General features: G+C 67.1%; 13 protein-coding genes. 9 read left to right on the top strand and 4 right to left on the bottom strand.

Annotation, left to right across the window (positions count from 1 at the left end):
* Positions 1 to 6: 6 nt before the first annotated feature.
* From AB7O82_RS11405 to AB7O82_RS11390, 4 genes are read right to left on the bottom strand one after another with little or no spacing between them, the layout of a single operon-like run.
* Positions 7 to 492: an aromatic-ring-hydroxylating dioxygenase subunit beta gene (locus AB7O82_RS11405; protein ID WP_428543041.1), complete on the bottom strand. Its 486-nt coding sequence runs from the start codon at positions 490 to 492 to the stop codon at positions 7 to 9.
* A gap of 4 nt (positions 493 to 496) precedes the next feature.
* Positions 497 to 1,813: an aromatic ring-hydroxylating dioxygenase subunit alpha gene (locus AB7O82_RS11400; protein ID WP_428543038.1), complete on the bottom strand. Its 1,317-nt coding sequence runs from the start codon at positions 1,811 to 1,813 to the stop codon at positions 497 to 499.
* 6 nt (positions 1,814 to 1,819) lie between these two features.
* Positions 1,820 to 3,484 (bottom strand): indolepyruvate oxidoreductase subunit beta family protein, encoded by a 1,665-nt coding sequence (locus AB7O82_RS11395; RefSeq protein ID WP_428619409.1) that lies wholly within the window; start codon positions 3,482 to 3,484, stop codon positions 1,820 to 1,822.
* Between the two features lie 9 nt (positions 3,485 to 3,493).
* On the bottom strand, positions 3,494 to 5,644 hold the full coding sequence (locus AB7O82_RS11390; protein WP_428543032.1) for a thiamine pyrophosphate-dependent enzyme: 2,151 nt from the start codon (positions 5,642 to 5,644) through the stop codon (positions 3,494 to 3,496).
* Positions 5,645 to 6,091: 447 nt separating this feature from the next.
* Between AB7O82_RS11390 and AB7O82_RS11385 the strand changes: the two genes are divergently transcribed.
* The 9 genes from AB7O82_RS11385 to AB7O82_RS11345 all read left to right on the top strand — a co-directional run.
* On the top strand, positions 6,092 to 7,240 hold the full coding sequence (locus AB7O82_RS11385; RefSeq protein ID WP_428551289.1) for an ABC transporter substrate-binding protein: 1,149 nt from the start codon (positions 6,092 to 6,094) through the stop codon (positions 7,238 to 7,240).
* Between the two features lie 347 nt (positions 7,241 to 7,587).
* Positions 7,588 to 8,634, top strand: a complete 1,047-nt coding sequence (locus tag AB7O82_RS11380) for a branched-chain amino acid ABC transporter permease (protein WP_428551292.1) — start codon at positions 7,588 to 7,590, stop codon at positions 8,632 to 8,634.
* Complete coding sequence (locus AB7O82_RS11375; RefSeq protein ID WP_428551295.1) at positions 8,631 to 10,400, top strand: ABC transporter permease subunit; 1,770 nt, start codon at positions 8,631 to 8,633, stop codon at positions 10,398 to 10,400. Before AB7O82_RS11380 ends, AB7O82_RS11375 begins: the two co-directional genes overlap by 4 nt.
* Positions 10,400 to 11,113, top strand: a complete 714-nt coding sequence (locus AB7O82_RS11370) for an ABC transporter ATP-binding protein (protein ID WP_428551300.1) — start codon at positions 10,400 to 10,402, stop codon at positions 11,111 to 11,113. The genes AB7O82_RS11375 and AB7O82_RS11370 overlap by 1 nt, the downstream gene beginning before the upstream one ends.
* 536 nt (positions 11,114 to 11,649) lie before the next feature.
* A complete protein-coding gene (locus AB7O82_RS11365) occupies positions 11,650 to 13,941 on the top strand; it encodes a bifunctional salicylyl-CoA 5-hydroxylase/oxidoreductase (RefSeq protein ID WP_428551303.1) in 2,292 nt (763 codons plus the stop codon).
* A 16-nt stretch (positions 13,942 to 13,957) separates the two neighbouring features.
* Positions 13,958 to 14,716 carry an SDR family NAD(P)-dependent oxidoreductase gene (locus AB7O82_RS11360; protein WP_428551305.1) on the top strand — a complete coding sequence of 253 codons (759 nt, stop codon included), beginning with the start codon at positions 13,958 to 13,960 and terminating at the stop codon, positions 14,714 to 14,716.
* Positions 14,710 to 15,186 (top strand): MarR family winged helix-turn-helix transcriptional regulator, encoded by a 477-nt coding sequence (locus AB7O82_RS11355; protein WP_428551308.1) that lies wholly within the window; start codon positions 14,710 to 14,712, stop codon positions 15,184 to 15,186. The genes AB7O82_RS11360 and AB7O82_RS11355 overlap by 7 nt, the downstream gene beginning before the upstream one ends.
* Positions 15,183 to 15,995, top strand: a complete 813-nt coding sequence (locus AB7O82_RS11350) for an enoyl-CoA hydratase family protein (protein ID WP_428551310.1) — start codon at positions 15,183 to 15,185, stop codon at positions 15,993 to 15,995. The genes AB7O82_RS11355 and AB7O82_RS11350 overlap by 4 nt, the downstream gene beginning before the upstream one ends.
* A 2-nt stretch (positions 15,996 to 15,997) precedes the next feature.
* On the top strand, positions 15,998 to 17,401 hold a 1,404-nt coding region (locus tag AB7O82_RS11345; RefSeq protein WP_428551312.1), incomplete at its 3' end, for an AMP-binding protein.

The following is a 17,401-nucleotide window of genomic DNA, read 5'->3' as shown; positions in this document are numbered from 1 at the left end:
CCGTGCTCACACGAAAAGCTGGATGCTGCCCAGCGCGGAATCGCAATTGACGAGGTCGACCCGCTTCAAGCGGATCTTGATTTCGCCTTCGACCGCCGTCAGGTGATGCGTCACCCACGCCGCGTACAGAGTCTGCTCATCACCGCGGCTCTCGACGTAGTGCATGGGCGTCCACGTAACGTAGCGCCGCTCCTGATCGTCGCGCTCGTCGACCTGCGGGATCTGGAGCACGTGGTGGCAGCGGCTCGTGGGACTCTGGCTGTAGGTCGCCTTGCCCCTGAGCCGCTCGATGCGGATCTTGAGCAGCAGCTTGTCCTCGTACATCAACGAGGTGGTGAGCCTGGGATCGCTCTGGCCCTGCTCGAGAGGCATCCAGTAGTGGCCGTCCTCGGTGAATAGATCGAGCCAATCCTCCAGGCGATGCTGGTCGAGCAGCCGCGCCTCACGAACGACGAAGTCGATCAGCTGCTGATTGCTGGGGGAAGCGCTCATCGCGTCACGGGCTCATGGTCATGAACTTGACCCAGGTGCGGAACTGATTGCGCATCTGCCATTCGGACGTGCCGTCGGTCGTTACGTTGTGGCGCTCAGCCTCGTCCGGCGCATAGAGCCGCTGGACATTGACCCATTCGTTGCCGTTGGCCGACAGACCCGACTGGGCGCGCTCGTAGACTTCGAGGTCGTCGTGACCGACCACCGAGGTCGGCGCGTTGACCAGCCGGTTGTACATCACCGTCCGCTCGAGCAGCATGTCCGGCGCGCCCACCAGCCGGAACGCCCACGATTCGACCAGCGTCTTGTCGGCCGCGATCGGCTTGAACAGGCGCACGAGCTGGATCGGACCCTTTACCGTGAAGTTGGGGAAATAGACCGTGTTGTGGCGGGTCTCGCCCAGGATCGCCTTGGCGCGCTCCTCGCCGTAGGCGGCGACCATCCTCTCGAAGTAGCCGGGCACCGCGGAATAGTCCGAATGAATCGAGTGCGCCACACCGGTATGGCCGTGGCCGTTGTCCCAGACGCGGATACCCATGCCCTGGAAGAATTCGTACGAACTCGCGAAGGGCGCGTAAATCTCGACCGCCATCGGTTTCTTCGTTCCGGGCGGCGCCGACTTCCACACGTCGACCGTCGTGCCCGCTGAGGACTGATGGGCGATCATCGGATGGCAAGTATCGGTCAGGTTGTCGACCAGCATCTTCCAGTTGCAGGCGTGCATGTACCGCAGCGGGCCACCCGCCACTTCCAGTTTCCCTTCGGGTGAGCGGTCGACCATGTTGTCGATGCTGCTGAGTGATTCGCCAAAGAATTCCTCGAAGCCTGGACCGACGTCGCTCAACTTGCCGAACACGAAGCCGCGATAGTTGTGCACGTGGCGCACTGGCGTCATGCCACGCGCTGCGTGACCATCGGTGAAGCCGGTGCCGTCGTAGCCCGCTTTCAGGGGGATCCCGGCCAGGCTGCCGTCGAGGCGGAAGGTCCAGGCGTGATAGGGACAGCGGAAGAAGCGACCGGTGTTGCCGCAGGCCTCGCCGGTCAGCCGCGTGCCCTTGTGCGGGCAGCGATTGTACAGCACCTGCACGCTGCTTTCGCCGTCGCGAACCATGACGACGGGCTGCGTGCCGATGGTAGTGGCGTAGTAGTCGCCGATCTTCGGCACCTGGCTGTCGTGCCCGACATAGACCCAGGTGTTGGCGAAGAGATGCTCCATCTCGAGCTCGAACAGCTCCCGGTCGACATAGAGGTCGCGATGGATCTCGGTCTCCCGCACCAGCGCCGAAACGGCCTGTCGGTTGCCGCGGTATTTGCCGATCATGCGCCCTCACTTATGGCTGGGAGCGCGCCACTCCGATGGCGCCCTTCTTGGTGATTGGACATCCCATGATCGCCATCGGAGTGGCGCGCTCCCAGCGAAGAAGGCCCCACACAGGAAACACTCCACCGTCGTGATCGGGTCGGCGAAGGCCCGCCCCCCGGCGTCAGCCAGCGCCGACTGGCGCAGGCGGCGCACCCAGTCGGCGGCATCCGCGCGTCCCTCCAGGCGTCGCGCCATGGTCATCAGCTGCGAGAAGCGGCCGGCGCCCGCGTCGTGCGTGTCGGAATAGCCTTTGACGAGACGGCGTGCCTCGAGAAGCTCGACGCCGAGCGCGATGTCGCGCTTCGCCGCGGTCGCGGCCTGATCCAGCCAGGCCACGATGTGCGCCGCCTCGCGTCGATGGCGCAGCGTGCCGCGGCGGAAGCGCCGCCAGCCCGCCAGGAAATAGAGCGGCAGGAACCAGCCGATCGTGCCCGTCTGCACGCGTCGGCCGCGGTCGACAAAGCGGCGCAGCACGCCGAGCATGCGCGGGCTCGACTCCAGCCAAAGGCCGATCCCGGCCGGCAGCGTGCCGCAGACTTCCTCCATGCGCGGATGCATGAACTCGGTCGTGTAGGCGATCTGGCCCGGCCGCAGCGCAATCTCATTGCGCACGCGCTCGAAGCGGCTGCCGCGAGTCTTGAGATCGGCAACCCGGATCACATCGTCATATGCCATCGCCCGGGCGATGTGCTTGGCGGCGGCGCAGGTCAGCGGAAACATGGCATTGGCGGGCGAGGCCGACTGCCGCTCGATCGCGGCAAATGCCTCGACGCGATCGAGATACTCGCGGCCGTAGGCGACATCCTGGAAGTCGACGACGCGCGCCAGGCCGGCCGCCACCATGCCATGGGCGGCTGCAGGGAGCTTTCGCGCCCGTTCTACAAGAGTGTCGAACCAGGCATCGCCGACCGGGCCGAGCGCAGGCAGCTTCTTCTTCACGCTGCCGCCGGTCGGCCGCGCAGGTGGCGCTGTCGGCGTCCGTCGCTCGTTTTCCGCCGCCTCATGGGCGCGGTCGAACGCGCGCAGGCTCGCCTCGACGCCGAGCCCCGTCGCCCGGATCGTGGCCTCGTACGCCGCGCGCGGGTATGGCAAGGCGCCGGAGGCTGCCAGGGCCCCGAACAGCGCCGCCGACACGACGCTCTCCGTCTCCTCCGCGATCGTGGCCATGTCGAAGGCCAGGAACTGCTTGCTGGCGGCCTGCGCCGCCTCGAAGACCTTGGCGGGATCGCCGGCGCCGTCGCCCGGCACGACCTTCTCGCTGACGGCATACGCGCGGTGCGAGGAAGCTATCAGCGTCGTGCGGTCGGGCGTCACCAGCCCGCGCTGGATGGCCCGGCCGGCTTCCATGAGCTCGGCGCCGATCACGATGTCGACCTCACCCGGTACCGGCATCAGCGACAGGACCGGACGGCGGCCGGAATCGTCGGGCGCGATCGTCTCGACGTAGTAGATCGTCGCGCCGGTGCGCTGGGCGACGCCGGGAACCGACGTCGCCTGGGCAACATGACCCTGGGATTCCGCGAGCGCCACGATCCAGTCGACCAGCACGCCGCCGCCCTGCCCGCCCATCGCCAACACCGCGATTGCGGTCGGCCGTCGCGTGTCGAGGCGCACGGCGGACGTCACCATGTCCATTAATCAGGCCAATCGCAATTGGCGCCGGGCGCGGCGGCGCTGCAGGAAGCCGATGACCGCGGTGCGCAGCCGCTCGACGGCGCGGTCCCACCCGGTCGGATTGACGATGATGTCGGCGCGATAGAATGATGGGCAGAGCACCGCGGCTTCCGCCACCTCGCCGCAGTTACCGCAGCCCACGCAGGAATTGTCGATCGACGCCACGGGATCGTCCTTCAGCGGATCGGCGGTGTGCCTGACCGAGAGCGATGGACAGCCGGACAGACGGATGCAGGCGTGATCGCCCGTGCAGACATCCTCGTCCACGCCGAAGCGCTGGCGCACCAGCCGCTGGCCGGCCTTCGCCGCCTTGGCGAACAGCGGCCGCTCGCGCCGCTGCCGGTTGAGCATGCACTCCGACGAGGCGACGATGACCTTGGGCCCGGCGTCGCGGCTGGTCAGCGCCTCCTTAAGCGTGTCTCGCACGCGTCCGACATCATAGGTGCGATCGATATGGCGCACCCAGTCGACGCCCATGCCTTTGACCGCCGTGGTGATGGCGTGCCGGGTCGAGCGGCTGCGGTTGGTGGCGCGCGACGACAGCAGATCCTGCCCGCCGGTCGCCGACGTATAGTGGTTGTCGACGATCAGCACGACGCCGTCGCTCTTGTTGAACACGGCGTTGCCGATGCCGGAGGTCAGACCGTTGTGCCAGAAGCCGCCGTCGCCCATCACCGAGATGGCGCGCTTCCCGGCCTTGACGTTGAAGGCTGAGGCGGACGCCGGTCCCAGCCCGTATCCCATGGTGGTCGAGCCGATGTTGAACGGCGGCATGATGGAGAACAGGTGGCAGCCGATATCGGCTGCGATGTGATGCGGCCCCATCTCGCGCTCGACCAGCTTCATGGCGGCAAAGATGGGCCGTTCCGGGCAACCGGTGCAGAAGCCCGGCGGCCTCGGCGGCACGGCTTCGGCGAGCCCCTTCACATGCCTGTCGTCCAGGGCGGGTGCGGCATTGGACGCCCTCACTTCCGGCGCCAGCACGTCGGGAATCCACAGCCGGGCGAAGGTGCCGATGGCCTCGGCCATCACCGCGGCGGTATACTCGCCCGCCATCGGGAACGGGTCCTTGCCGGCCAGCACTGTCGGGACCGCCGCCTGGCGCAGGATCTTGTTCAGCGCCTGCTCGATGTAGTCGGGTTGGCCCTCCTCGACCAGCAGCACCGCCCGCTTGCCGCGGCAGAACGCGACGACCTCGTCGGGCACCAGCGGATAGGTGACGTTGAGCACGTAGAGCGGGATGCGGCTGGTCCCCCAGATGTCGGCGAGGCCCAGTCCCTGCAGGGCGCGCATCACGCCGTTGTACATGCCGCCCTGGAGAATAATGCCGATCTCGCCGACGTCGCCGGGCACGAACTCGTTCATCCGGCGCTCCTGGATGAACTTGACCGCCGCCGGCCAGCGCTTCTCGATCTTCTCCTTCTCGTGCGCGTAGGAGGCGGGCGGCAGCACGATGCGACCGGTGTCGCGCCGCGGCGATTCGAGCGCCTCGACCAAGCTCATCGCGGGACGGCGGTTATCCTTGGCGCGGAAGCTGCCGCGGACATGGCAGGCGCGAATCCTGACCTCGAGCATGACCGGCGTGTTCGATGCTTCTGACAATTCGAAGCCGGTCTCCACCGCGGCGACGATGCTCTCGAGATCAGGCTTGGGATCGAGCAGCCAGATCTGCGACTTCATCGCGAAGGCGTGCGAGCGCTCCTGCATGATCGAGGAGCCCTCGCCGTAATCCTCGCCGACGATGATCAGTGCGCCGCCGGTGACACCGCCCGATGCGAGGTTCGCCAGGGCGTCCGAGGCGACGTTGGTGCCGACCGTCGACTTGAAGGTCGCCGCACCGCGGATCGGATACATGACCGAGGCCGCGAGCGTCGCCGCCGCCGCCGCCTCGCTGGCGCTGGTCTCGAAATGCACGCCGAGCTCTTCCAGGATTTCCTGGCCATCAGCCAGAACGTCCATGAGATGCGAGATCGGAGCGCCCTGGTAGCCGGCAACGTAGCCGACGCCGGATTGCAGCAACGCCTTGGTGATGGCGAGAATGCCCTCGCCCCGGAACTCCTGCCCGTCACCGAGCTTGAGATCCTCCACTTCGTTGGCAAATGATCGCTCGGCCATGGTCGGTCTCTGACGATCGCGGATTGAAGCTGCATCAGCGCAGCCGCAAGTTATTTAAGAATTGAAGCATTTCGCTGTCAATCGCGGGCTAGCCCTCCCCAGCTTCGCTGGGGAGGTGTCGCCGTCTTACGGCGGCGGAGGGGTCATAAATCATATGGTCCGCGGGCGTCCCGCCCGCTCATGCTCATCATCATGGACATGAGCATGAGCATGAGCGGGCCGGACGCCCACGGTCCGGAAGACTCATGACCCCTCCGTCCGCGATTGCGCGGACACCTCCCCAGCGGAGCTGGGGAGCAGAGTGAACCTTGACTCTCAATTTCGAGAAATTTTAGGATTGAAATATCTTGGAGCGGAGGTCGGGTCGTTTCGGTGGCCCGCGGCGCAGCGGGACGGGCGTATGCTCCAGGTGTCGTCACGGGGAGATCGACAAGTCAGGAGATGGGCATGAGGAAATTCATCGCGGCGGCGCTGGCCGTCGGCTCGTTCGGTATCGGCGCGGCGCAGGCCGAGATCACCGTCGGGTTCGTGACCTCGCAAAGCGGGCCGGGATCGTCGATCGGCGTCCTCTACGATCGCGGCATGAAGGCCGCCGTCGAGTACGCCAGCAGCATCGGCGAGGAAAAGATCAAGTTCATCCAACTCGACGACGGATCGGACCCGTCAGCCGCGACGCGCAATGCGCGCAAGCTGATCGAGGAGAACAAGGTCGATCTGCTGATCGGCACGGCGACCGCGCCTTCCACCATCGCCATGGTGGCGGTAGCCAACGAGCTCAAGGTGCCGATGATCGCGATCTCGCCGATCACCGTGCCGGCGACCGATTCGGGCGACCGCTGGGCGATCGCCATGCCGCAGCCGCCCAGCCTGATGGTCAAGGTCGTTGTCGATCGCATGAAGCGGGATGGCATCAAGAACTTCGCCTATATCGGCTTCTCCGACGCCTGGGGCGACCTGGTCTACAACGGCGCGCAGAAGCCTGCCGAGGCCAATGGCATGAAGGTCCTGACCAACGAGCGCTACGCCCGCACCGACAACTCGGTGACCGGCCAGGTCCTCAAGATCATGGCGACGAAGCCCGATGCAGTGCTGCTGGGCGGCTCGGCGACCCAGGGCGCGCTGCCGCCGCTCACGCTCGCCGAGCGCGGCTACAAGGGCCCGCTCTACGGCACACCCGCCTTGCTCAATGCCGACTTCATCCGCGTCGGCGGCAAGGCCGTCGAGGGCGTGCTGGTGTCGGCCGGGCCGGTGATCGTGGCCGAGCAGCTGCCGGACACGCATTTCAGCAAGAAGATCTCGATGGCCTTCCGCGCCGCCTACCAGAAGGCCAATGGCATGCCGACGACCGACGGCTTCTCGGCCTACTCGTTCGACGCCTGGCTGGTGTTCCTCGATGCGGCCAAGCGAGCGACGGCGACGGCGAAGCCCGGCACGCCCGAGTTCCGCACCGCGCTCAAGAACGCGATCTTCACCACCAAGGACCTGGTGGGCACGCACGCGATCTACAACTTCAGGCCGGGCGAGAGCTACGGCGTGGACGAGCGCAGCCTGGTGCTGGTGCGTCTGGTTGGCGGCAAGTGGAAGTACGAGCCGTAGGCCAGGCTTGGTGGTCGTTGTTCCAAGGAAGATGCGCTGGGAGCGCGCCACTCCGATGGCGCTCATGGGATGCGTGATCAGCAAGAAGAGCACCATCAGAATGGCGCGCTCCCAGCGATGAGCTTCGCAACGGCAAGAAAGCCGTCGTCCCGACCGGAGCCGAGCGAAGCGAGGCGCAGTCGAGGGACCTTTCTTGTCGCAGCATCATCAAGAAAGGTCCCTCGACTGCGCCGCCCTCCGGGCGGCTCCGCTCGGGATGTCGGTACTGTTTGGCATCTGCAAATGCCCTACGCGATTGCCCGGGAGGACAATGAGATTCGTCCGCTCCGGACGAGACGCCCCCCCGCATGACCGGCGAGATAGCGGCGATCCTGGCGATGGATGGCGTCGCCAGTGGCGCGATCTATCTCCTCATCGGGCTCGGCCTGGTCCTGATCTTCGCGGTGACTCGGGTCATTTTCGTGCCGTTCGGCGATATCGCCGCCTTCACAGCCCTCTCTCTCGCCTCTCTCGAGACCGGCGCCCGGCCGGGCACGGTGGGCCTCGTCGCCGGTCTCGCGCTGCTCGCGACCCTCATCGAGGGCGTGGCGCTGGCGCGGGCGGGCGAAATCGGCCGCCTGCCGCGCGCCGTGTTCTTCTATCTGGTGCTGCCGCTCCTGCCCGCCGCCGCGGTGTGGATGGTCGCGGGCATGACGCTATCGATGCCGGTGCGCATCGCGCTTTCCCTGGCTCTGGTGCTGCCAATCGCTCCCCTGCTCGACCGCATCGTGTTCCGCCCCATTGCCGATGCCTCGGTCCTGCTGCTGCTCACTGTCGCGGTAGCCCTGCATTTCGCCCTGTCGGGCATGGGTCTGCTGTTCTTCGGACCCGAAGGCGTGCGCACCAAGCCGCTCGCCGATGCCGTGTTCGATGTCGCCGGCCTGATCGTCAATGCCCAGATGCTGCTGATCGTCATCGCGGCGATCGTCTTCAGTGGCCTTCTCTTTCTGGTCTTCGAGTACACGCTGCTCGGCAAGGCGCTGCGCGCCACGGCGGTCAACCGTACCGGCGCGCGGCTGGTCGGCATCCGGCCAGCCACGACCGGAACGATCGCCTATGTCCTGGCCTCTCTCCTCGCCGGCATCTCGGGGGTGCTGATCGCGCCGGTGACGACCATCTTCTACGATTCGGGCTTCCTGATCGGCCTCAAGGCGTTCGTCGGCGCCATCATCGCAGGAATGACGAGCTATCCAGGCACCGCCCTGGGATCGGTGCTGGTCGGCCTGCTGGAGAGCTACGCCTCGTTCTGGAGCAGCGCCTACAAGGAAGTCGTGGTCTTTGGCGTCCTGATCCCGGTGCTGCTGTGGCGCTCGCTCAGCATGGCCGCCACCGACGACGAGGAGGCCGAGGAATGACCGCGGCCCAGCTTCGCCTCGTTGGCCTCGGCGCGATTGCCCTGCTCGCTGTCTTCCCTGCCGTCCTGAGTCCCTTCAGCATCACGCTGCTGAACTTCATCGGCATCTATGCGCTGGCCGTCCTCGGGCTCGTCCTGCTGACCGGAATCGGCGGCATGCTCTCCTTCGGCCAGGCCGCGTTCGTCGGCATCGCCGCCTACGCCACGGCGTGGGTGACGGTGAAGCAGGGCTACTCGCCCTGGCTCGGCCTGGCGCTGGCGCTGGCCCTTACGGCCGCGATCGCCGCCGTTCTCGGCGGCGTGACGTTGCGGCTCGGTGGGCACTTCCTGTCGCTCAGCACCATCGCCTGGGGCCTCGCGATCTATTTCCTGTTCGGCAACCTGCCCATGCTGGGCCAGTTCAACGGCATCAGCGACATCCCGCCGATCTCGATCGCCGGTTTCTCGCTCGCCGCCAGCCAGAGCATCTACTACCTTATCTGGCTCTTCCTGATCGTGTCCCTCGTGCTTGCCGCCAACCTGCTCGGCTCGCGCCAGGGCCGGGCCATTCGCTCCCTGCGCGGCGGGCGCATCATGGTCGAGAGCCTCGGCATCGACCCGTTCCGCATCAAGCTCGTGACCTTCGTGCTGGCGGCTCTGCTGTCGGCGCTGTCGGGCTGGCTCTACGCCCACATGAGCCGCTTCGTCAGCCCGGCGCCGTTCGACGTCAATGTCGGCATCCTCTATCTCCTGATGGCGATGGTCGGCGGCATGGGCCATCTGTCGGGCGCCATCCTCGGCGCCACCATCGTCACCCTGCTCAAGAATAGCATCCAGGACTACCTGCCAAAGATCGCCTTCAGCGCCTCCGGACAGGTCGAGGTCGTGGTCTTCGCCGTACTGTTCATCCTGCTGCTGCAGCGGGCACGCAGCGGCCTGGTGCCCTATGCCCTGCGCTACCTGCCTCGCGTTCAGCCGACGGTGCCGACCGCGACGACCGCCCTGGAGCGACGCCGGCAACCGGACCGCGGCAAGCCGATCCTCGAGGTCTCCGAGGTCACGCGTCGATTCGGCGGCCTGGTGGCGGTCAACAGCGTGAGCTTCGAGGTCGAGGCCGGCGAGATCCTGGGCCTGATCGGCCCCAACGGCGCGGGCAAGACGACGATGTTCAACCTGCTCACCGGCGCCCTGCCGCTCGATCAGGGGCGCATCACCTTCCTCGGCCAGGACATCACGCGGCGGCCGCAACGCCACATCGCCCGCGCCGGGATCGCGCGGACGTTCCAGCATGTGAAGCTTCGTCCCAACATGACGCTTCTCGATACGGTCCTGCTGGGCACCTACGGCCGCACCTCGTCCGGCTTCCTGCGTGGCGCCCTGCGGCTCGATCGCGCCGAGGAGAAGCGCGCCGAGGCAGAGGCAATGCGGCAACTCCATCGGGTCGGGCTGGCGGACCGGGCCTTCGAGCTGGCCGGCAATCTGCCCCTGGGCAACCAGCGCCTGCTCGAGATTGCGCGCGCGCTCGCCGCCGATCCGGCGCTGCTGGTGCTCGACGAACCGGCCGCCGGCCTGCGTACGGCTGAGAAGGCCGAGCTCGCCCGCCTGCTCGCCGCGCTGCGCGCCGAAGGCCTCACCATCCTCCTGGTCGAGCACGACATGGATTTCGTCATGGGCCTGGTCGATCGCACCGTGGTGATGGATTTCGGCTCCAAGCTCTGCGAGGGCGCGCCGGCCGTCGTGCGCGCCGATCCGCGGGTCCAGGAAGCCTATCTCGGCGGGGTCGTCTGATGCCCCTCCTCGCGATAGCGGACCTGTCTGTCGCCTACGACAAGGTCGAGGCGGTGCGCGGCGTTTCGCTGTCGATCGAGCCTGGCCAGATCGTCACCGTCATCGGCCCCAACGGCGCCGGCAAGACCACCCTGCTCGGCGCCGCCATCGGCCTGCTGCGCTGGCGCGGCCGCATGTCCTACGACGGCATCGACCTGCGGCGGCTCGATGTCGAGGCGCGCATCGAGCGCGGCTTCTGCCTCGTGCCCGAGAAACGCGAACTGTTCGGCGATCTGACGGTTGCCGACAACCTGCTGCTCGGCGGCTACACGAGGCGCCGCGATGGTGCCGGCCTCAAGAGCACGCTGGACGACGTCTATCGCCGCTTCCCGCGACTCTCCGAACGCCGCAACCAGCTCGCATCGACCCTGTCGGGCGGCGAGCGCCAGATGCTGGCGCTGGGCCGCGCCCTGATGTCCCGACCGCGCCTGTTGATGCTCGACGAGCCCAGCCTCGGGCTGGCGCCGCTGATCGTCCGCGAGGTCTTCCGGATCATCGCCTCCCTGCGTGAAACGGGTGTCTCGATCCTGCTGGTCGAGCAGAATGCCCGCGCCGCCCTCGAGACGGCCGACTTCGGCTACGTTCTGGAAACCGGCGAGATCGTCCATTCGGGCCCGGCCACCGACCTCATGCACGACCCGCGCGTGACCGCGAGCTACCTCGGCGGGAGTTGATTTCCTCTCCTCCCCAGCTTCGCTGGGGAGCTGTCGGCGTCTTACGCCGACCTGCCTTGGCCGAAGCGAGGCCGCTTCGGCTTCGCGCAGACAGGCGGAGGGGTCATGGATCATGCGGACCGCGGGCGTCCCGCCCGCTCCACTCCATGAGCGGGCGGCACGCCCGCGGTCCGGAAGAATATGACCCCTCCGCCCCGTTAAGACGGGGCCCCTCCCCATAGGCGTTAAACTAGGCCGACGGCCAACCAAAGTCCTCATCCTGAGGAGGCCGCGTAGCGGCCGTCTCGAAGGATGGGCCGTACACGGAATCTCAGAAGAAGCCGGTTTGAAGCACCTGCAGTGTTGCCGACCCTTCGAGACGCGGCCCTCCGGGCCGCTCCTCAGGGTGAGGTTCCTTTGTATCTTAACGCCTATGGGGCACCTCCCTCAGCGAAGACGCTGCAGGGAGCATTATTTCAAACCTAAAACTTCAGGCTTGAATTAATCCTCCGGCGGAGTCATTCCTAGCCAACGCCCTTGGACCGAGGAGACCTCCTGTGAAGGTTGCCGTTCTCGGCGCCGGCCCTGCCGGCCTCTACTTCGCCATCTCGATGAAGCGCAGGAACCCTGCGCATCAGGTCACCGTGGTCGAGCGCAATCGCCCGGACGACACGTTCGGCTGGGGCGTCGTGCTGTCGGCCGAAACCCTCGACAATCTTGCCGACAACGATCCGGTGAGCGCCGCCTGGATCCGCGATCACTTCGCCTACTGGGACGACATCGCCGTCTATCACGGCGGGCGCCGCACGGTGTCGACCGGGCACGGTTTCTGCGGCATCGGCCGCCGGCGCCTGCTCCTGCTGCTGCAGCGTCGCGCCCGCGAGCTCGGCATCCAGATGGCCTTCGAAACCGAGTTCGACGATCCTCGCCCCTTCATGGAGACGCACGACCTCGTGGTCGCCGCCGATGGGCTGAACTCGCGCTCGCGCTCCGCCTTCGCCGAGGTCTTCAAGCCGGACATCGATGTCCGCAAGTGCAAGTTCGTCTGGCTCGGCACGCGCCAGAAGTTCGACGACGCATTCACCTTCATCTTCGAGAAGACCGAGCACGGCTGGGTGTGGGCGCACGCCTACCAGTTCGAGCCCGAGACGGCGACCTTCATCGTCGAATGCAGCGAGGAGACCTGGCGGCGGTTCGGCTTCGGCGAGATGAGCCGCGAGGAGTCGATCGCGACCTGCGAGCGGATCTTCGCCAAGTATCTAGGCGGCCATTCCCTGATGTCCAATGCCGGCCATCTGCGAGGCTCGGCCTGGATCAATTTCCCGCGCGTGCTGTGCGAGCGCTGGTCGCACAAGAACCTGGCGCTGATGGGCGATGCCGCCGCCAGCGCCCACTTCTCGATCGGCTCGGGCACCAAGCTCGCGCTCGAAAGCGCGGTCGCGCTGGCGGATTACCTGCATTCCGAGCCCGATCTACCCGCCGCCTTCGCCAAGTACGAGGATGCAAGGCGAGTCGAGGTGCTGCGCCTGCAGTCGGCGGCACGTAATTCGCTCGAATGGTTCGAGGATGTCGAACGCTACCTCGGCCTCGATCCGGTGCAGTTCAACTATTCCCTGCTCACGCGCTCGCAGCGCATCAGCCACGAGAACCTGCGGCTGCGCGATCCTGCCTGGCTAAGCGATGCCGAGGCGTGGTTTCAGCGGCGCTCCGGAAATGCCGACAACGTGCATCGCACGCCCATGTTCGCGCCGTTCCGCCTGCGCGACATGACGCTGAAGAATCGCATCGTCGTCTCGCCGATGGCCCAGTACAAGGCGGTCGACGGCTGCCCGACCGACTGGCATTTCGCCCACTACGCCGAGCGCGCCAAGGGCGGCGCCGGCCTGGTCGGGATCGAGATGACCTGCGTCAGCCCCGAGGGCCGCATCACGCCGGGCTGCACGGGTTTCTATGCGCCCGAGCACGAGCGGGCGTGGAAGCGGCTGGTCGACTTCGTGCATGCCGAGACGGAGGCGAAGATCTGCGCCCAGATCGGCCATTCCGGCCCCAAGGGATCGACGCAGCTCGGTTGGCAGAAAATGGATGCCCCGCTGCCATCGGGCAACTGGCCGGTGATGGCCGCCTCCGATGTCTCGTGGTCGCCGGCTAACCAGGTACCCAGGGCTATGGACCCGGCCGACATGGCAAGGGTGCGCGATCAGTTCGTGGCGTCGGCCAGGATGGCGGCGCGCTGCGGCTTCGACATGCTCGAGATCCATGCCGCGCACGGCTACCTGCTGTCGTCCTTCATCACGCCGCTCACCAACAGGCGCACCGACCAGTACGGCGGATCTCTCGAGAACCGCATGCGCTACCCCCTCGAGGTCTTCCATGCCGTGCGTGCGGCCTGGCCGGCGCACAAGCCGATCTCGATGCGCATCTCGGCCAACGACTGGGTCGGCGATGACGGCGTGACGCCAGCCGAATCGGTCGAGATCGCCCGCCTGCTGCAGGCCGCCGGCGTCGACATCTGCGATGTCTCGGCCGGGCAGACCTCGATCCTGGCCCGGCCGGTCTACGGCCGCATGTTCCAGACTCCCTTCTCCGATCGCATCCGTAACGAGGCCGGCATGGCGACCATGGCGGTCGGCAACATCTACGAGCCCGATCACGTGAACTCGATCCTGCTGGCCGGTCGCGCCGATCTCGTCTGCCTGGCGCGTCCGCACCTCGCCGATCCCTACTGGACCTTGCATGCCGCCGTCCAGATGGGCGACCGCGACGTGAAGTGGCCCGATCCCTACCTGCCCGGCCGCGATCAGATCTACCGGCTGAGCGAACGCAACGCGACGATGGGGATGCGCGTATGATTGTGGGGCAGCAAAAATGATCGTCGGAACACACGCCCTCGTCACCGGTGGCGGGACGGGCGTCGGGCGCGCGATCGCCCTGGCGCTGGCCGAGGCCGGGATCGCGGTCACCATCTGCGGCCGCCGACAGGCGCAGCTCGAAGCCGTCGCCGGCCAGAACAAGCGGATCAGCGCGATCGCGGCCGACGTCACCCAGGAGGCGGCTATCGCGGCGCTCTACACCGAGGCCGAAGCGGCGCGCGGGGCAATCGACATCGTGGTGGCCAATGCCGGTATGGCAGAGGCCGGCCCGGCGCATCGCACCAGCCTCGCCGATTGGCAGCGCACGCTCGACGTCAACCTGACCGGCTCCTTCCTGACGGTGAAGCCTGCCCTGTCCGGCATGACCAAGCGCAAGTCGGGTCGCATCGTCTTCGTCGCCTCGACGGCAGGCCTGAAGGGCTACGCCTATGTCGCGCCCTACGTCGCCTCCAAGCATGGTGTCGTCGGGCTGATGCGCGCGCTCGCCACGGAAGTCGTCAAGTCTGGCGTGACCGTCAACGCCGTCTGCCCCGGCTTCGTTGAGTCCGACATGCTGGAAGACTCCGTGCAGCGGATCGTCCGCACCACCGGCCGTTCCGTCGCCGAGGCCCGTGCCAGCCTGTCCGCGACCAACCCGCAAGGCCGCTTCATCCAGCCCGATGAGGTGGCGGCAACGGTGCTGTGGCTGTGCAGCGAGGCGGCGGGCTCGGTCACCGGCCAGGCGATCTCGCTCTCGGGAGGCGAGACATGGTGAGCGCCCCGCTTCGCACGTCCTCCCTGCCGAAGGACAGCAAGGACCGGCTGCGCCTGTGGATCCGCCTGCTGCGTGCCTCGCGCACCATCGAGGCCGAGCTGCGTGAGCGGCTGAAGCGGCAGTACGATACCACGCTGCCCCGCTTCGATGTCCTGGCCGCGCTCTACCGCTCTCCCGAGGGGATGCTGATGAGCGACCTGTCGCGCTACCTGCTGGTGTCCAACGGCAACGTCACCGGCATCGTCGACCGGCTGGTCTCCGAGGGATTGGTCCTGCGCACCCGCCGCAACGGCGATCGCCGGACGTCGATCGTGCGCTTGACGAGAGCCGGCAGCGAGCAGTTCCGTGCCATGGCTGCCGCGCACGAGGGTTGGATCGACGAGCTTCTGGGCGGTGTATCCGGCAACGACACGCGGCGCCTGACGGCGATGCTGAAGTCGTTCCGCAGCGATTGGGAGGGACGCGAATGACACGCATGGCCGGGCTCGAGCCCAAGCACTTCCTGTGGCAGGTCGAGGACAGGGTGGCGCGCGTGCGTCTCGACCGCCCGGAGCGCAAGAACCCGCTGACCTTCGATTCCTATGCCGAGCTGCGCGACACGTTCCGTGGGCTGCGCTATGCCGAGGACGTCGACGCCGTCGTCTTCCTGCCCAACGGCGGCAACTTCTGCTCGGGCGGCGACGTCCACGACATCATCGGGCCACTGGTCGGCATGGAGATGAAAGGCTTGCTCGCCTTCACGCGCATGACCGGCGATCTGGTCAAGGCGATGCTCGCCTGCGGCAAGCCGATCATCACCGCGGTCGACGGCGTGGCGGTGGGCGCCGGCGCCATCATCGTCATGGCGTCGGACATCCGCATCGCCACGCCCGAGGCCAAGACCGCCTTCCTGTTCACGCGAGTCGGCCTCGCCGGCTGTGACATGGGCGCATGCGCGATCCTGCCGCGCATCATCGGCCAGGGTCGCGCCGCCGAGCTGCTCTACACCGGGCGCACCATGTCGGGCGCCGAAGGCGAGCGCTGGGGCTTCTACAATCGCCTGGTCGACGCCGGCGCCCTGGAGGCCGACGCGCTCGACATGGCACACCGCATCGTGGCCGGCCCGACCTTCGCCCATGGCATCACCAAGACCCAGCTGAACCAGGAATGGTCGATGGGTCTCGACCAGGCGATCGAGGCCGAAGCCCAGGCCCAGGCGATCTGCATGCAGACGCGCGACTTCGAGCGCGCCTACCGCGCCTTCGTCGCCAGGCAGACGCCGGTCTTCGAGGGAGCCTGACCATGCTTGGACCGAGCGCCCACACCGACACCTTCGCGCGCGACAGGCTGCCGCCGGCGAACGAGATGCCCGATTTCCTGCTCCAGGGCTTCGACTATCCCGAGCGCCTCAACGTCGCGGTCGAGCTCACGGACCGCATGGTCGCCAAGGGCTTCGGCGATCGCACGGCGCTGATCGGCAACGGCCGGCAGCGCACCTACAAGGAGCTGACGGACTGGAGCAACCGCCTCGCCCGCACGCTGGTCGAGAATTACCGCGTCAGGCCGGGCAACCGGGTGCTGATCCGCTCGGCCAACAACCCCGCCATGGTCGCCTGCTGGCTGGCCGCGACCAAGGCCGGCGCCGTCGTGGTCAATACCATGCCGATGCTGCGGGCCAGCGAGCTCACCAAGATCGTCGAAAAGGCGGAGCCCGTTCTCGCCCTGTGCGACACGCGGCTGATGGACGAGCTGGTGGCCTGCGCCAAGGACAGCCGCTTCATCGAGCAGGTAGTGGGCTTCGACGGCACCGCCAACCACGACGCCGAGCTCGACCGGATTGCCCTCAGCAAGTCGGTGCGCTTCGACGCCGTGAACACCGGACGCGACGATGTCGCCTTGCTGGGCTTCACCTCGGGTAGCACCGGCGTGCCGAAGGCCACGGCCCATTTCCATCGCGACCTGCTCATCGCCGCCGACGGCTATGCCCGGGAAGTGCTGGGCGTGACGCCGGACGACGTGTTCGTGGGTTCGCCGCCGCTCGCCTTCACCTTCGGTCTGGGGCTCGCCATCTTTCCGCTGCGCTTCGGCGCGGCCGCCGCCCTGCTCGAGGACGCCTCGCCGGCGAAGATGATCGAGATCATCGAGACCTACCGCGCCACGATCTGCTTCACCGCACCGACCGCCTATCGCGCCATGCTGGCGGCGCACGACGGCGGCGCCGACCTGTCGTCGCTGCGGCTCGCGGTGTCCGCGGGCGAAACCCTCCCTGCCCCGGTATTCGAGGACTGGATGCGCAAGACCGGCAAGCCGATCCTCGACGGCATCGGCGCCACCGAGATGCTGCACATCTTCATCTCCAACCGGCTCGACGACCTCGCCCCGGCAAGCACCGGGCGGCCCGTCACCGGTTACGAAGCCAAGATCGTCGACGACGACATGGCCGAGGTGCCGCGCGGCACGGTGGGGCGGCTGGCCGTGCGTGGCCCGACCGGCTGTCGCTACCTCGATGATTCCCACCAGCGGGAGTATGTGCGGGGCGGCTGGAACCTCACCGGTGATTCCTTCCATCAGGACGAGGCCGGCTACTTCCACTTCGCCGCCCGCTCCGACGACATGATCATCTCCGCCGGTTACAACATCGCCGGCCCGGAGGTGGAGGCGGCACTGCTGTCGCATCCCGACGTGCGCGAATGCGCCGTGGTCGGC

Source organism: Reyranella sp. (assembly GCF_050185545.1).
Lineage (GTDB): Bacteria > Pseudomonadota > Alphaproteobacteria > Reyranellales > Reyranellaceae > Reyranella.
The sequence above is the reverse complement of the archived record's forward strand: the minus strand, read 5'-3'. Positions and strand labels throughout refer to the sequence as shown.

Coding starts and splice junctions, on each gene's coding strand:
- AB7O82_RS11390 (WP_428543032.1), bottom strand. CDS start 5,644: ATGGCCGAGCGATCATTTGCCAACGAAGTGGAGGATCTCAAGCTCGGT.
- AB7O82_RS11385 (WP_428551289.1), top strand. CDS start 6,092: ATGAGGAAATTCATCGCGGCGGCGCTGGCCGTCGGCTCGTTCGGTATC.
- AB7O82_RS11400 (WP_428543038.1), bottom strand. CDS start 1,813: ATGATCGGCAAATACCGCGGCAACCGACAGGCCGTTTCGGCGCTGGTG.
- AB7O82_RS11360 (WP_428551305.1), top strand. CDS start 13,958: ATGATCGTCGGAACACACGCCCTCGTCACCGGTGGCGGGACGGGCGTC.
- AB7O82_RS11375 (WP_428551295.1), top strand. CDS start 8,631: ATGACCGCGGCCCAGCTTCGCCTCGTTGGCCTCGGCGCGATTGCCCTG.
- AB7O82_RS11380 (WP_428551292.1), top strand. CDS start 7,588: ATGACCGGCGAGATAGCGGCGATCCTGGCGATGGATGGCGTCGCCAGT.
- AB7O82_RS11355 (WP_428551308.1), top strand. CDS start 14,710: ATGGTGAGCGCCCCGCTTCGCACGTCCTCCCTGCCGAAGGACAGCAAG.
- AB7O82_RS11350 (WP_428551310.1), top strand. CDS start 15,183: ATGACACGCATGGCCGGGCTCGAGCCCAAGCACTTCCTGTGGCAGGTC.
- AB7O82_RS11395 (WP_428619409.1), bottom strand. CDS start 3,484: ATGGTGACGTCCGCCGTGCGCCTCGACACGCGACGGCCGACCGCAATC.
- AB7O82_RS11405 (WP_428543041.1), bottom strand. CDS start 492: ATGAGCGCTTCCCCCAGCAATCAGCAGCTGATCGACTTCGTCGTTCGT.
- AB7O82_RS11370 (WP_428551300.1), top strand. CDS start 10,400: ATGCCCCTCCTCGCGATAGCGGACCTGTCTGTCGCCTACGACAAGGTC.